The sequence below is a fragment of the Luteimonas sp. TWI382 genome (genome assembly GCF_039674545.1).
In the GTDB taxonomy this organism is placed as follows: domain Bacteria; phylum Pseudomonadota; class Gammaproteobacteria; order Xanthomonadales; family Xanthomonadaceae; genus Luteimonas.
The window spans coordinates 18,501-33,473 of sequence record NZ_JBDJNS010000019.1 but is presented as its reverse complement, the minus strand read 5'-3'; the positions used below and the strand labels follow the sequence as shown (position 1 = coordinate 33,473).

General features: G+C 70.2%; 13 protein-coding genes. 5 read left to right on the top strand and 8 right to left on the bottom strand.

Going from position 1 to position 14,973, the window contains the following annotated elements; all coding sequences use genetic code 11:
* Nucleotides 1-39: 39 nt before the first annotated feature.
* From ABE505_RS12285 to ABE505_RS12275, 3 genes are read right to left on the bottom strand one after another with little or no spacing between them, the layout of a single operon-like run.
* Nucleotides 40-1,110, bottom strand: coding sequence for a glutathione synthetase (locus ABE505_RS12285; RefSeq protein WP_346445354.1), 1,071 nt, complete (start codon nt 1,108-1,110; stop codon nt 40-42).
* Entirely contained in the window at nt 1,107-2,327 is a 1,221-nt protein-coding gene (locus tag ABE505_RS12280; protein WP_346445355.1) for a tyrosine/phenylalanine carboxypeptidase domain-containing protein, read from the bottom strand. Before ABE505_RS12280 ends, ABE505_RS12285 begins: the two co-directional genes overlap by 4 nt.
* A complete protein-coding gene (locus tag ABE505_RS12275) occupies nt 2,324-3,181 on the bottom strand; it encodes an N-formylglutamate amidohydrolase (protein ID WP_346445356.1) in 858 nt (285 codons plus the stop codon). The genes ABE505_RS12280 and ABE505_RS12275 overlap by 4 nt, the downstream gene beginning before the upstream one ends.
* Before the next feature lie 161 nt (nt 3,182-3,342).
* Here ABE505_RS12275 and ABE505_RS12270 point away from each other — a divergent pair, with 161 nt between their 5' ends.
* The 3 genes from ABE505_RS12270 (at nt 3,343) to ABE505_RS12260 (ending at nt 8,033) form a co-directional block, all read left to right on the top strand.
* Nucleotides 3,343-5,490: a S46 family peptidase gene (locus tag ABE505_RS12270; RefSeq protein WP_346445357.1), complete on the top strand. Its 2,148-nt coding sequence runs from the start codon at nt 3,343-3,345 to the stop codon at nt 5,488-5,490.
* Nucleotides 5,491-5,509: 19 nt separating this feature from the next.
* The gene (locus ABE505_RS12265; RefSeq protein ID WP_346445358.1) at nt 5,510-6,400 is read left to right on the top strand and encodes a pseudouridine synthase; all 891 of its coding nucleotides are present in this window, start codon (nt 5,510-5,512) and stop codon (nt 6,398-6,400) included.
* A 70-nt stretch (nt 6,401-6,470) separates the two neighbouring features.
* On the top strand, nt 6,471-8,033 hold the full coding sequence (locus ABE505_RS12260; RefSeq protein WP_346445359.1) for a calcineurin-like phosphoesterase C-terminal domain-containing protein: 1,563 nt from the start codon (nt 6,471-6,473) through the stop codon (nt 8,031-8,033).
* A gap of 79 nt (nt 8,034-8,112) precedes the next feature.
* Here ABE505_RS12260 and ABE505_RS12255 read toward each other — a convergent pair whose 3' ends face one another.
* Nucleotides 8,113-8,685 (bottom strand): response regulator, encoded by a 573-nt coding sequence (locus ABE505_RS12255; protein ID WP_346445360.1) that lies wholly within the window; start codon nt 8,683-8,685, stop codon nt 8,113-8,115.
* Nucleotides 8,682-9,923 carry an ATP-binding protein gene (locus ABE505_RS12250; RefSeq protein WP_346445361.1) on the bottom strand — a complete coding sequence of 414 codons (1,242 nt, stop codon included), beginning with the start codon at nt 9,921-9,923 and terminating at the stop codon, nt 8,682-8,684. The genes ABE505_RS12255 and ABE505_RS12250 overlap by 4 nt, the downstream gene beginning before the upstream one ends.
* Nucleotides 9,924-10,019: 96 nt before the next feature.
* Here ABE505_RS12250 and ispG point away from each other — a divergent pair, with 96 nt between their 5' ends.
* Both ispG and ABE505_RS12240 read left to right on the top strand, forming a co-directional pair.
* Entirely contained in the window at nt 10,020-11,318 is a 1,299-nt protein-coding gene (gene ispG, locus ABE505_RS12245; protein ID WP_346445362.1) for a flavodoxin-dependent (E)-4-hydroxy-3-methylbut-2-enyl-diphosphate synthase, read from the top strand.
* On the top strand, nt 11,308-12,015 hold the full coding sequence (locus ABE505_RS12240) for a phosphatase PAP2 family protein (protein WP_346445363.1): 708 nt from the start codon (nt 11,308-11,310) through the stop codon (nt 12,013-12,015). The genes ispG and ABE505_RS12240 overlap by 11 nt, the downstream gene beginning before the upstream one ends.
* Here ABE505_RS12240 and ABE505_RS12235 read toward each other — a convergent pair.
* From ABE505_RS12235 to sbcB, 3 genes are all read right to left on the bottom strand, one after another.
* Entirely contained in the window at nt 11,964-12,605 is a 642-nt protein-coding gene (locus ABE505_RS12235; RefSeq protein WP_346445364.1) for a DUF2939 domain-containing protein, read from the bottom strand. The two genes, ABE505_RS12240 and ABE505_RS12235, sit on opposite strands and share 52 nt — an antisense overlap.
* Before the next feature lie 79 nt (nt 12,606-12,684).
* On the bottom strand, nt 12,685-13,371 hold the full coding sequence (locus ABE505_RS12230) for a DUF2461 domain-containing protein (protein ID WP_346445365.1): 687 nt from the start codon (nt 13,369-13,371) through the stop codon (nt 12,685-12,687).
* On the bottom strand, nt 13,368-14,825 hold the full coding sequence (sbcB, locus tag ABE505_RS12225) for an exodeoxyribonuclease I (RefSeq protein ID WP_346445366.1): 1,458 nt from the start codon (nt 14,823-14,825) through the stop codon (nt 13,368-13,370). Before sbcB ends, ABE505_RS12230 begins: the two co-directional genes overlap by 4 nt.
* Nucleotides 14,826-14,973: the final 148 nt, after the last annotated feature.

Here is a 14,973-nt window from a genome sequence, read left to right as displayed (position 1 = left end):
GGAAGTGCCGCACGGCCCTGCGACCGTGCGGCGCGCGGGTCAGAGCATGGCCAGTTCGGCGTTGCCGAGCGTCCGGCCGTAATGGCGTCGCAGGCGCAGCTTGCGCTCCAGGTCATCGACGATCGCGCCACTGAAGTCCAGGCCGGTCAGTTCTTCGACCATGTTGATGCCGCCCGGCGTGTCGACGTTCACCTCCATCAACTTGTCGCCGACGATGTCCAGCCCGACGAAGTACATGCCGTCGCGGATCAGTTTCGGCGCCACCAGTTCTGCCAGGCGCAGCGCATCGGCATCGGGCACCGCCATTTCGTACTTGCCCCCGGCGCTGATGTTGCTGCGCGCATCGCCACTGTCGTTGTAGCGCCGGATGCAGGCGTAGGTCCCGTCGACTTGCAGCGGCCGGCCGTTGAGCATCAACAGCCGCAGGTCGCCGTTCTTGGCGGCAGGCAGATATGCCTGCGCGATCGCGTAGCCGTCTCGGGTCACCGCGTCGATCATCTGATTCAGGTTGCCGGCGCCGTTGCCATCGACGACGAACACGCCCTGGCCGCCCGATCCCTGCAGCGGCTTGATCACGCCACAGCCCTCATGTGCGGTCAGGAAGGCCTTGATCTCCTCGGCGTCGCGGCTGATGCAGGTGACCGGACGCACATCCTCTGGAAAATGCTGGAAGTAGGTCTTGTTGGACGCGTCGGTCAGATGCGTGGGATCGTTGACGACCAGCACATCGTGCAGTGCGACCAACTGCGCGAACAGCAGTGCGCTGCCAGGCGCCCAGGGGCGTTCGACCAGTTCCTCGGCCGGGTCGCTGCGCAACATCAGCACGTCCAGGTCCTGCACCGAGATCCGTTCGGTCTGGCGCTCGGGCCCCTGGAGGTCGGCAAGCAGCGCGCGGTCGTCCTCGTAGCGGTCCAGGCGCGGAATGCGGGCGCAGGCGCGAATGGTGCCGCCAGCGTCGTAGGTGAAGTCGCCCAGGCCGATCAGGGCGACCTGATGGCCGCGATGGACCGCCTGCCGGGCGAGACGAATGGTCGTGTAGTTGTCCTGCTCGGTGTCGACATCGTTGACGACGAAGCCCAATCGCATCGGGGTGTGCTCGCTGGCGCTCATGGTGTGGGTTCCGGGGGGCGGTGGGTCTGGTGGAGGCATTCGACCGGCGTGCGACGGCACGCGTCGAGGCGGGTGGAAAAGTCGTCGGCCGCGGCGTAGCGGGGCAGCAGTGCGGGTGGCACGACCCAGCCGTCCTCGATCAGGGTCTGGAGCAGGTCGAGTTGCGAGAGGGCGAACTTGCCCAGGAACAGCGCATCGAACGTGCCGTCGGCGGCGAGGTAGGCCAACAGGTCGCGCACGCCGCGCAGGTAGACCGCATCCTTGGTCAGCCCGCCGCCACGGCGCGCACGCAGCGCGACATCGAAGGCATCGTCGGTCGGCAGGGCATGGTGGGTGTGCAGCCGGTCGAAGATCGCCGGCAGGCCCTCGCCGTTGGCGGCCATGGCCGCGGCGACGACGCGTGCAGCGAGCACGCGCAGGCGCTCGCCGGGTAGATAGCCGGCCAGATACTCAGCCAGCACCCCCAGCCCTTCCTGGGTCGGATCGTATTGCGCCAGCCCCACCTGCAACTGGCGCAGCGCCTGCTGCTGGCCGTTGTGACGGGTCACCACGTGGGTGCCGATCTCATGCTGGATCAGCGGATCGACGCGGGCGTGAGGCAGCCGGATGTTGCCGTCGATGTAGAACGTGCCGTGGGACACCATCAGCATCGAGCTGATGTCGGTATCGACCACGACATCGATGTGGAAGTCCGGCGCTTGCGCGCGATACCAGTCGATCTCCGCCTCGACCGCTGCGCGAACCTCGTCGATGCCGGCATCGGCGACCAGCGGCTCGCCTGCCGGGACGTCGGTGAGAATGCGCCGGGCCAGGTCCAGCAGGTCGGGTTCGACATCGCCGAACAGCGCGATGCTGGCCGCGATGAAGTCCGGTCGGTCGCGCGCCTGGACCAGGTCGATCATGCGGCTGAGCTCGCGCTGCTTTTCGGCCAGCAGCGCCTGCAGCGCCGAAGGCGCGACGTCGCCGATCGGCAGCGCATCGAGCTGGTGGCGGGCCGCCTCGAGGTCGGTCTCCAGGTCGGCGTAACGCAGTTGTGGCTCGACCATTCGTCCGGTGGCGTCGAACTGGCGCCACAAGGCTTCGCCGTCGAGCGGCGACAGCGCGATCAGCCAGTCCAGTTGCGCGTCCATGCGCGCCAGCGCGTCGTCGATCTGCGCGGCGACCGGGGGCAGGGCGCGCGCCTGCGGACGGGCCATCGCGACGCTCTCGGCGCTCACGCCAGGAACTCCGGCCGGACCGCCTCCACGGCCTGCTGCAGCCCGTCGCGCAGGGCGTAGAGCGCGGGAATGTCGACCTGGCCACGCCATTCGTCCATGAAGATCTTCTTGTACTCGGGCGAGATCGTGCAGACGCGATCGCCCCAGTGCGCATAGACCCATTCTGGGAAGTGGCCGCCGGTCGGGAATCGCACATTGCAGCGCACGTCGGGCAGTACACCGCGCACCGGATGCCGGCGCAGCACGTTGGCGAAGCGTCGCGCGGTGCCGCCCCAGCGCGCATCGTCGAGCGTGGTGACGCCCAGTTCGATGTCGGGGTTGTCCGCCTGCTGCGCCGGATCGGCGTGCGGGCCATCGCGGCGATGGTTGTAGCTGTGGATGTCGATCAACAGGGCGCAGCCCCAGCGATCGACCGTGCGATCGATCAGCTCGCCCACCATCGCGTAGAAGCGGTCGTAGAGCGCCAGCGAGGCCGCGCGTTCGGCCTCGGTCAACGGCGAGGCCCACACCTGCAGCCCCCAGGCCGCTTCGGGCGTGGCGTAGATGGCCTGGTCACGCGGGCGGTTGAGGTCGACTTCGAAGCGCGACGTGCGCACACGCAGGCGCACGTCGCCGATCTGACCCAGCAGGCTGGTCAGCGGATCCTCCTCGCGCCAGCGCGTGTCCTCGTCGAGCGCGACACGCTCGCGCAATGCGGGACGCAGCAAGTGACCGTCGTGGATCGCAGTCGTGATGACCGGGCCATCTGCGGCGACCAGATCCCATGCGTCCTCGCGCAGCCGCAAGGCGGGCGGGATGCTTGGCGTCAGGAAAGTTTCGGAATGGGGGCGACGTGGATCGGGAGCGACTGGCATGGCGCGCATGCTCGCAAGCGGCCTATGATGCGGACGTGACCGCACAGGCCGCTGCGCTTGACGGCGCATTAACCGCGGGCGTGACCGATGGGCGTTGTCGGCGGGCGCTGCGCTGGCTATCGTCGCCGGCTGTGCCGTCGTGCTCTTCTTGGATCCTCGCCATGCCTTGCAAACGCCCGCTGACTGCCGCGCTCGCGGCCGGCCTACTGTTGTCCGCCGCCGCCCACGCCGACGAAGGCATGTGGTTGCCAGGCCAATTGCCCGACCTGGCTGCGCAGATGCGCCAGGCCGGCTTCCGTGGCGACGCGCGGGCGCTGGCCGACGTGACCCGTCCCCCGCTCAGCGCCGTGGTCCGCGTCGGCGGCGGCACCGGTGCCTTCGTCTCCGGCGATGGCTTGCTGCTGACCAATCACCACGTCGCCTACGGCGTGATCCAGTACAACAGCAGCCCCGAGCGCGACATCATCGATGCGGGCTTCATCGCCGACGGCCGGGCCGACGAGCGTCCGTCCAATCCCGATTTCCGCGTGCTGGTGACGGTCGGCTTCGACCAGGTGACCGACGCGGTGCTTGCGGATGCGCGCGGTCTGGAGGGGCGCGCCTACCATGACGCGATCGACGCGGCCGGCAAGCGCCTGGTCGCCGACTGCGAGCACGACGGCGAGGTGCGTTGCAGCGTCGCCAACATGGACTACGGCAGCGACTTCTACCTGATCCGACAGCTGGAACTGCGCGACGTGCGCCTGGTCTACGCGCCGCCGCGCGCGATCGGCAACTACGGCGACGAGATCGACAACTTCATGTGGCCCCGGCACAGCGGCGACTTCACGCTATTGCGCGCCTACGTCGGGCGCGACGGGCGCCCGGCCGACTACAGCCCCGACAACGTGCCCTATGCACCGCCGGCGCACCTTCAGATCGCCCGCAACGGGCTGCATGCCGGCGACTACGCCATGCTCGCCGGTTATCCGGGCACGACGTTCCGCCATCGCACGGCGGCCGAGTTCGAAGCGCAGGTGGGGCAGGTGCTGCCGCAGCGGGTGGCGGTGTTCGATGCCTTGATCGCGGCTGTCGAGGCGGTGGGCCGCGACGATGCCCAGGTCCGCACACGTTATGCCGCGCAGCTGCAGACGTTGAAGAACCGCCGCAAGCGCGCTGCCGGCGAGCTTGAAGGGCTGGTGCGCAGCGATGCGGTGCGCCAGCGCCGCGACGACGAGGACGCGATGCTCGCCGCGACCAGCGGCGACGACGCGCGCGACATCGCCGCGCTCCAGGCGGTGCTCGCGCAGGGCAATGCGGCCGGCGAGGGCGAGCAGTTGCTTGAGCTGATCGCCAGCCAGACGCAGCTGCTGCGCAGCGCGCTGCTGCTCGAACGCCTGCGCATCGAATCGGCCAAGCCCGACGCGATGCGCGAGCGCGGTTACCAGCAGCGTGATCTCGCGCTGATCGAGGGCGTGCTGCGCCAGGCGCAGCGACGGTATGCCCCCCAGGGTGAGAAGGCGCTGCTGACGGTGCTGCTCGGCCGCTACCAGCAATTGCCCGACGCGCAGCGGTTGCCGGCGTTCGACGCGGCGTTCGGCCGCACACCTGCCGCTTTGGCAAGCGCGCTCGATGCGCTCTATGCGGGCACCGTGCTCGGCGAAGAAACGCAGCGGCTGTCGCGTTTGCAGGCCGCGCGCGACGGCCGGGCACTGGCCGACGATCCGCTGATCGCGCTGGCAGGGCCGCTGGTCGCCGCGCAACTGCAGGCCGAGGACGCCCGCAAGACGCGCGAGGGCGAGCAACTGCGGCTGCGCCCGGCCTATATGCGCGCCCTGGTCGCCTGGCGGGCCTCGCAGGGTCGGGCAGTCTATCCCGACGCCAACGGCACCTTGCGCGTGAGCTTCGGGCGGGTCGAGCCGCTGTCGCCGCGCGATGCGGTCGCCTATGCGCCGGTCACCACGGTCGCCGGCATCGTCGAAAAGCACACCGGCCAGGCGCCGTTCGATGCCCCGGCACCGCTGCTCGATGCGATCGCGCGCGGCGACTTCGCCGGCACCGACGAGCCGACGCTGGGCAGTCAACCGGTGAACTTCCTGACCAACCTCGACACCACGGGCGGCAACTCCGGCTCGCCGGTGCTCGATGCCCGCGGCGAGCTGGTCGGGCTGAACTTCGACAGCAACTGGGAATCGGTCAGTGCCAGCTGGTGGTTCGACCCGCGCACCAAGCGCGCCATCCATGTCGACATGCGCTACATGCGCTGGTTGATGGCCAAGGTCTATCCGGCGCCGGCGTTGCTGCAGGAAATGGGGCTGCCGACCCGATGATCGGGGCCGGGGCGCGGGCATGACGCGACGGCGGTTGCCGCTGCGCGACGGCGTGCCCGCGAGTCGGTTGCAGCTGCCGGCCGGGCCCTGGCGCACGGTGCTCGAGGCATTGTGCGCACGGTTCCCGCAGATTCCACGGCCCACCTGGGAATCGCGCTTCGCGCGCGGGTGTGTGCTGGCGGCCGACGATGCGACGCCCCTGACGCCGGACGCGGCGTATCGCGTGGGCCTGGAGATTGCCTACTACCGCGAAGTCGACACAGAACCGGTCGTCGCGGCGATCGAGCGCATCGTGCATGTGGATGCGCACCTGGTGGTCGCCGATAAGCCGCACGGCCTGCCGGTGATGCCGGCAGGTGCCTTCGTCCGGCAGACCTTGCTGCACCGGTTGAGCGAACGGCTGGGCAATCCGCATCTGGTGCCGCTGCACCGGATCGATCGCGCGACCGCCGGGTTGGTGCTGTTCTCGGCCGAGCCCGGGACGCGCGCGGCCTACCAGGCGCTGTTTCGCCAGCGGCGCATCGACAAGCGCTACGAGGCGCTGGCGGCGCCGCTGCCCGATCTGGCGTTTCCATACGTGCACCGCAGCCGGATCGAACGCGGCGTGCCGTTCTTCCGCATGCAAGAGTGCACGGGCGTGCCCAACAGCGAGACCCGGATCGACGTGCTCGAACGCGGGCCCATTGACTGGCGCTATCGGCTCGAGCCGGTGACCGGCCGCAAGCACCAGTTGCGCGTGCATCTTGCTGCGCTCGGCGCGCCGATCCTGCACGATCCCTGGTACCCCGACCTGCGCGAGACCGACGACGGCGCGCCTGCGCTGCAATTGCTCGCCGCGTCGCTGGCGTTCGATGACCCGCTCGACGGCCGCCGCCGATGCTTCGATTCCCAGCTGCGCCTGCAGCCGTGAGGCGGCTCGGGATCGGCGGTCATGGGCGCGGTGCATAATCGGCGCGCTTGTTCGCCGCCGGATGTCCGCCATGTCGCGCTCGTGTTCGTTGTTGCCGTTGCCCGTCCTGCTCGCGCTGCTGGGCGCTGTGTCCGCGCCCGCGCCCGCGCTGGCCTGTGACACCGGCCTCGTGTTCGAGGACCGCAACGGCGACGGCCGGCAGGGTGCGGACGAGCCCGGTATCGCGGGCGTGGGCGTATCCGATGGCGTGCGGATCGTCGAGACCGACGCCGACGGCCGGTTCGGTGGCCTGGCCGGCGGCTCGGAGTTCGTCATCAAGCCGGCGGGCTATGCGCTCGCACGCGATGGTGCGTTGCCGCGGCACTGGGCGTCGCCCGGCCGCGGCGACGATTGCCGCTTCGCGTTGCGCCCGCAGACGCCGGCCGCTGCGCTGGACGTGCTGGTGTTCGCCGACCCGCAGGCCGGGCGTGAGGCGGAGGTCGATTTCTATGCGCGCAGTGTGGTCGCGGCGGCGGCGCGGGCACCGGCGGCGCTCGGTCTGGTGCTGGGCGATGTCGGCAACGACGTGCCGGCGCTCTATCCGGCGATCAATGCCGCGACCGCGCAGCTCGATGTGCCGTGGCTGCATGTGCCGGGCAATCACGATCTGGATGTCGAAGCGGCCGACGATCCCGGCTCGACCGCGTCCTATCGCGCGGTCTATGGGCCGGAGACCTATGCCTGGGAGGAGCCGCAGGCCAGCTTCCTGATGCTCGACAACGTCCTTCACCAGCCCGGCCAGCGCCCGGCTTACGTCGGTGGCCTGCGCGAGGACCAGTTCGCGTTCGTCGAGGCCTATCTGGCGCGGGCGCCGACCGACCGGTTGCTGGTCGTCGGTGCGCACATTCCCTGGTTCGACACCGCCGCCGCGGGCGCGCCGGAGACCATGCGCAGCGCCGATCGCGCGCGGTTGTTTGCGTTGCTGGCGCGGTTCCCGCGCGTGCTGCTGCTCACAGGCCACCGCCACACCCAGCGCCACGTGCGCCACGGCGCGGCGCAGGGCTGGCAGGGCGCCACGCCCTTGCACGAATACAACGTCGGGGCCGCGAGCGGGGCGTTCTGGAGCGGCGCGCCGGATGCCGATGGCCTGCCCGCGGCGACGATGGCCGACGGCACGCCGAATGGCTTTGCGACGCTGCGCGTCGAGGCCGACGGCAATTACCGGTTGGCCTGGCGCCCAGCGCGGTTGCCTGCAGACGATCCGGCCACCACTGCGGCGATGGCGCTGCATGCGTCGCGCGTGCTGCGCCAGGGGGCGTATCCGGCCTGGGGGGTCTACGCCAATGTCTACATGGGCGAGCCCGATACGCGGGTCGAGTACCGCATCGGCGATGGTGACTGGCGGCCGATGCGCCGGGTCGAGCGCGCCGACCCGAGGCTGGTGCTCGAGAATGCGCGCGACGACCTCGCCGACGGCCTGCGCGGACGTGACCGCTCGCCGGAAGCCGACCTGTCGCCGCATTTGTGGCGCGGTGCGCTCGCGACCGATCTGCCGGTCGGTACGCATCGGGTGGAGGTGCGTGCGTTCGATCCCTGGCAGGGCGAACAGCGGGCATCGACGGTCTATCGGCTGGCGGCTTCGCCGGGCGATTGATCGCCAGCCAGTGCGCGGGCCGCAGAAGCGGCGCTGTGGCCGTGTCGGTCCGAAGTGACGGCGGCCCGCGGCCGCCGGTTCACTCCGACAGCGGACGGCGTTCCGGGCCGGGCCGCTTGGCGAGCTTGCGCTGCAGCGACCTGCGATGCATGCCGAGCAGGCGCGCGGTCGCGGAGATGTTGCCGCCCGTCTCGGCCAGCGCCTGCTGGATGTGCTCCCACTCCAGGCGGTGCAGCGGGATCATCGTCGGGCTTTCGACGCTCGGCCCGTCGTCGATGTCGCTTGTGGCACGGTCCGGGGCCGGCTCGGTGTTGTGCAGGATCCGCAGCAGGGTGTCGGCCGATACTGGCTTGGGCAGGTAGTCATCGGCGCCGCGCTTGATCGCCTCGACCGCGGTGGCGATGCTGGCATAGCCGGTGACCAGCAGGATACGCATGTCGGCGCGGATCGCGCGCAGCGGCTCGATCAGCGACAGGCCCGAGGCATCGGCGAGCTTGAGGTCGACCAGCGCGAAGTCCGGCGCGATGCGCGCAGCGATCTCGAGTGCGGTCGGAATGTCGGGCGCGACTTCACAGTCGATCCCGCGGCGGGTCAGGGCGCGCCGCAGCGCTTCCAGGTACAGGGTGTCGTCGTCGACCAGCAGGCCTTTCATCGTGTCGTTTCCTTGGGAGCATCGGCGTGGCGCGCGTCGATCGGGACGCGGAAGTGCAGCACCGCGCCGCCGCCGTCCGCCTCCTCCAGGTCGAGCTCGCCACCCAGTTGTTCGATCGCCGCATGCGACAGCGCCAGACCGACGCCGAGGCCGTCGGGCTTGCCGCTGCGGAACAGGACCGGCAGGAACGGCGCCTGGGCGTCGAATCCGGTGCCGTAGTCGCGGATCGCGCCATCGAGCATGCCGTCGTCGAGTTGCAGGCGCAGGTCGACCTGTTGGCTGCCGTTGGCCGCGCTGGCGTCGGCGGCATTGTTGAGCAGCGCCAGCAGCAGGTGGCCGATCGTGCGGTCCACCCGCAACTGCGGCTCGACATTGCCGCGGCGCATCAGCACCACGGTCGGGCGCACCAACTGCCAGTGGTCGAGCACCCGGCCGATGTCGACCAGCCGGCTGGCGGCCGGGTCGGCGGGATTGGCGAGCGAGCGCACCCGATCACGGCAGGTATCCACCAGCCGCCGCAGCATGGCGATGTCCTCGGCCGTGCCGGCAGGCAGGGCCGCGGTGTCGACATCGTCGAGCACCAGCGTCATCGTGCCCAGCGGGGTGTTGAGTTCGTGGGCGACGGAGGCGGCGTGGGTGGCCAGCGCGAGGATGCCCTCGTTGCGGACGAAGCGGTCGCGCAGGTCACCAAGCTCGCGTTCCCGGCGGTCGCGGGCGCTCGCCAGCCGGGTCAGGAAGTACAGCACCAGCGCCACGGAGACGAAGAAGTTGACCGCCATGCCGGCCAGGTGCAGGTCGAACCGGTCGTGCAGGTGGGGCAACGGCTGGCCGAAGTGCACCGACAGCATGTAGCCGCTCACACACGACAGCGCCGCGGCGACCGCCCAGGCCGGCGGCAGCGCCATCGCGGTCAGTGCGATCGGCAGCAGGAACAGCGAGGCGAAGGGGTTGGCGATGCCACCTGTCCAGGCGACCAGCCAGGTCAGCACCGCGGTATCGACCAACACGTGCGCAAACGCTTCGACCGGCGCCGCGTCGCGGCTGCTGCGCAGGCGCAGGTGCACCGCGACGTTGAACACCGCCAGCACCGCCACCGCGGTCCACAGCGGCCAGGCCGGCAGGCCCATGTCGAAGCCACGCGTCGCCCACAGGATGGTCAGCGACTGCCCGCCCACCGCAGCCCAGCGCAGGCTGTAGAGGGTGCGCAGCAGGGCGGTGGCGGGGGGTTGCGACTGCATGGGCCGCCATCGTAGTGCACCGGCGCGCGGGCGCCTATCGCGACGGCGTTTCGCCCGGCGTCAGCGTCGACCCGGACAAGCCGGTAAACTGCGCGGATGTCCGCTCAGCCCGACGCCCCGCCGTTGTCCGATCCCCGTCCAGAGCCTGCGGCCGCGCCGCCGTTCGGGGCCGCGCCGCGCCGCGCCACGCGCCAGGTCCGGGTCGGGGGTGTCGCCGTCGGCGGCGACGCGCCGGTGGTGGTGCAGTCCATGACCAACACCGACACCGCCGACGTGGTGTCCACCGCGCGGCAGATCGGCGAGCTGTGGCGTGCGGGCTCCGAACTGGTGCGCATCACCGTCAATACGCCCGAAGCGGCCGCCGCGGTGCCGCGGATCGTCGAGCGGCTGGCGATGCAGGGCATCGAAGTGCCGATCATCGGCGACTTCCACTACAACGGCCACCAGTTGCTGGCCGGCGAGCCGGCCTGCGCGCAGGCCCTGGCCAAGTACCGGATCAATCCGGGCAATGTCGGTTTCGGCAAGAAGAAGGACCTGCAGTTTGCGCAGCTGATCGAGTTCGCGATCCGCTACGACAAGCCGGTGCGCATCGGCGCGAACTGGGGCTCGCTCGACCAGTCGCTCGCCGCGACCCTGATGGACGAGAATGCTCGCCGCGCCGTGCCCTGGGATGCCGGGCGCGTGCTGCGCGAGGCACTGATCCGCTCGGCGGTCGATTCGGCCGAACGCGCGGTGGAGCTGGGCCTGGGACGCGACCGCATCGTGCTCTCGGCCAAGGTCAGCGGCGTGCAGGAGCTGGTCGCGGTCTATCGCGACCTGTCGGCGCGTTGCGATTTCGCGCTGCACCTGGGGCTCACCGAGGCCGGCATCGGCAGCAAGGGCATGGTGGCCTCCAGCGCCGCGCTCGCGCTGCTGATGCAGGAAGGCATCGGCGACACGATCCGCATCTCGCTGACCCCCGAGCCCGGTGCGTCCCGAACCAAGGAAGTCGTGGTCGCGCAGGAGCTGCTGCAGACCATGGGCCTACGCGCGTTCACTCCGATGGTCACCGCGTGCCCGGGCTGCGGCCGCACGACCTCGGAGTTCTTCCAGGAACTGGCCGGTGTGGTGCAGGACCATGTGCGCGAGAAGATGCCCGAGTGGAAGATCACCCACCCGGGCGCGGAGAACATGACGCTCGCGGTGATGGGCTGCGTGGTCAACGGCCCCGGCGAGTCGCGGCACGCCAATATCGGCATTTCGCTGCCGGGCACCGGCGAGGCGCCGTCGGCGCCGGTGTTCATCGACGGCGAGAAGGCCGTCACGCTGCGCGGCGAGACCATCGCCCAGGACTTCGTCGCGCTGGTCGACGACTACGTGCACCGGACCTACGGTCGCGGTGTCGATGCCGGCTGATCACGCGCTGGCGCGCGAGGCCGCGCACGAAACCGGCGGCCTGTTGCGCTGGCACGGCTGGAAGCTGGCGCTGCTGTTCGCCGGCGTGTTGCTGCCGATGTGGGGCTTCATGGAACTGGCCGACGAGGTCCACGAGGCCGAGGCCATCCCGTTCGACGAGCCATTGCTGCTGTACGCCAACCAGATGGCGCGCGACGGCTTCGACCGCGTGTTCCTGTTTTTCTCGCAGATCGGCTATGCGCGTGGCGTGGTGCCGGCCGACATCGGGCTGGTCGTGCTGCTGCTGGCGCTGCGGCGCTGGCGCGACGGCCTGTTCGCGGCGCTGGCGACCGGCGGCTCGGCGCTGCTGAATCTGGGAACCAAGCAACTGTTCGCGCGCGACCGGCCCAGCCTGTGGGCGTCGATCGCGCCGGAGGCGACCTACAGTTTTCCCAGTGGCCATGCGATGGGGTCGATGACGCTGGCGCTGGTGCTGGTGCTGCTGACCTGGCCGACGCGCGCGCGCTGGTGGACGGTCGCGGCGATGGTGGTGTTCGTGCCGATGGTCGGGCTGTCGCGCATCTACTTGGGCGTGCATTACCCCTCCGACATCCTCGCCGGCTGGGCCGCGGCCTCGGCCTGGGTGGTCGGTGTGTACCTGCTGCTCTACCACTCGCCGCTGCGCCGGCGCGGGCGCACGCTGGCTTCGGGCCGGTAGGCCGCAACGCGCAACGGGACAGCGGCCGGGGCCAGGCCTGCGCTGCGCAGCCGCCAAGCGGGCAGGCCTACAGCGGCAACTGGATATCCGACAGCCGCCAGCGCAGGCCCTTGCGCGTGAGCACGAAGACGATCGGCCGTCCGGACTCGTCGCGCACGGTCGCGGTGAAGCGCGATGGCGAGTGATAGCGCCAGTGCGCATCGGCCAGCGGGCGCGCGATCGCCACCGACCGGCGGCGTGGCGCCGCTCGACAGGTCCCACAGCCGCCGTCCGCGCATCAGTGCGCTCAGCCCGACCGGCGTGACCATCATGTCCACGCCCGTGCCCACGGTGCCGCTGGCGGCCTGCAGCGCGAGCGCGCCGAGCAGGCTCGATTGCACATCGACGCCGGCGCGTCGTACGAGCGCTTCGGCCAGTTGCAGGCGCAGGCTCTGGCGCAATGCCGGGAAATCCACCTGCCTGGACAATGCCCTTGAATCCTCGCGCTGCACCGCGTCGCGGATCGCGTGCATGGTCAGGAACGGTCCGGCCGCCGTGTAGGCCAGCAGCAGGGCGGCGATGAGTGCGGACAGCCAGGCGAGTTTCTTCATCGGGCGACGGGCCGAACAGGGGAGCGTCGCCATTGTGGGACCGCACGCCGTCGAGCGGCTGAACACCGCCGCGCCAGGCTCAGAACTCCAGGTCCAGCGCCGCGCACAGATAGTCGACGAACGGCGCCAGCACGGCGAGGTCGGCGGCGATCGTGCGGTCGAGGCCGGGACCGGCCATCGCCGCATCATCGAGCGGTCGCAGGAACACCCAATTGCGATGGCGCAGATCATCGATGTAGACGAAGTCGGCCGGAAAGCCGCGCGGCGGGCGGACCAGCATCTGGCTGTCGTCGAGCGCGAAGCGGCGCCGCAACTTGGGCGCGTGCGCGGCCGCCTTCCAGCCGCCGGGGTTCTCCAGGATGAACTGGCGGACCTTGCGCTGGGTGTGCGGCTCGGGATGCCAGAGCCCGGCGCCGACGAAGCTCGCGCCCGGCTCCAGGTGCACGTAGAACGACGGCGCGGCGACTTCCCGCCGCCGCTCGTGGAACAGCCGGGCGCCCTGCCAGGTCTTGTACGGCGACTTGTCGTGCGAGAAGCGGGCGTCGCGATGGATGCGGAACAACGAGCCGCCGACGGTGCGGGTGTCGGCGCGGAAATGCGGGCTGATCGCGGCGATGTCGGGCTGCAGGTCGCCGACCAGCCGCAGGAACGGCTGGCGCACGTGCGCTTCGTAGTCCTTGCGGTGGGCCTCGAACCAGGCCTTGTCGTTGTGGCGCGCGAGTGCGCGCAGGAAGCGGAAGCTCTTCTCGCTGAAATAGGCGGTCATGCGGGGGCGGTGGGGTAGAGGTGCGAATGCAGGCCATGGCCCCAGTCGACGAGCGCGTCGAGCAAGGCCTGGTGCGTGGGAGACTGCGCATGGTCGGCGCGCAGCGCGTCGATCTGCGTGAAGTAGCCGTCAAAGTCCTGTTCCGACGCGGTCGTGCCGGGGCCGAGCCGCAGGCGACGGTACTCGTCCCAGCGGTGGCGCTCGTCCGGCGACAGGGTGTCGGGCCAGTTCCGGGCGCGGTAGCGGAACAGCAGTTCGTCCAGGCGCGGGTCCTCGAAGCCGAAGTCCGCCCCGTGCAACTGCGTCGGCGGCGTGGCCCGGACCCGGGCGACGCGGCGGCGGTCGCCGTCGCCGAGGAAGCCGTCGTACAGCGAGCCGTCGGCATCCGACGGCCCGTGCGCGCGCTCGGTCGCGAAGACCGCGCGGATCTTCGCCGCCAGTGCCGGACCGGCTGCGCGCAGTTGCGCGGCGCGGCGCTCGACCAGCGCTGGATCGATCGACAGGCGTGCGAAGTCTTCCGCGCGCAGGTGCGACCAGGCGACCAGGGCCGGGCAACGGTTGCTGTGCACTTCCTTGAGCGGAATGCGGGCGATGCCCTCGGGCAGGTCGGCGCCGCGCACGAACACGCGCGCGGCGATGGTGTCGGCGTCGAGATCGAGCAGGGCGTCGGGCTCGGCGTCGAGGTCGAACACCACGATGCGGCTGTCGATTGTCGGGTGTCGCGCCAGCGGCAGCACCGGGGCCGCGCACAGCCGCGAGGCCGGATAGCGCTGGGAGACGTGCAGCACCGGGGTCATCGCGACCGGATCGAGCATCGCGGCCGCATGGCGCTTGTCGCGCAGTTTGGCGGCGTAGTCCCACAGCCGCGGCTGGGCGCTGCGCATCCGCCGCGCCAGGCCGATCAGCGCACGCACATCCGACAGCGCTTCGTGGGCGTCACCGGTGCGCACGTCGTTGGCCAGCGCCAGGTGTTCGAGCTTGAACGAGGTCGCGCCGTCGTCGCGCATGGGCCAGACCAGCCCCTCGGGACGCAGCGCATGCCACAGCCGCATCACATCGAGCAGGTCCCAACGGCAGTTGCCGCCGCGCCACTCGCGCTCGTAGGGATCGTGGAAGTTGCGGAACAGTCCGAAGCGGACGAACTCGTCGTCGAAACGCAGCGAGTTGTAGCCCAGTGTGCAGGTGCGGGGGCGCGCCATCTCCTCGAAGATCCGCGCGAATGCCTCCGCTTCGGTCATGCCGTCGCGCTGTGCCTGCTGCGGCGTGATGCCGGTGATCAGCGTGGCGACCGGCGAGGGCAGCAGGTCGTCGGCCGGGCGCACGAAGAAATCGATCGGGTCCTCGATCTGCACCAGATCGGCATCGGTGCGGATCGCCGCGAACTGGGCGATCCGGCTGCGACGCGGGTCGGCGCCGAAGGTTTCCAAGTCGTAGAAGAGAAAACTATCCGTCATAAGCAGTGCTATCGGCTCTTTTTTGCTGCAGGCCGTTGCGACGGCCTTACTGCGATGGGGGCGGCAGGTTCGTCGAGGCGCAGTCGTAGAAGAGAAAACTGTCGGTCATAAGCGATGCTATCGGCTCTTCGTGGCTGCAAGCCGTGGC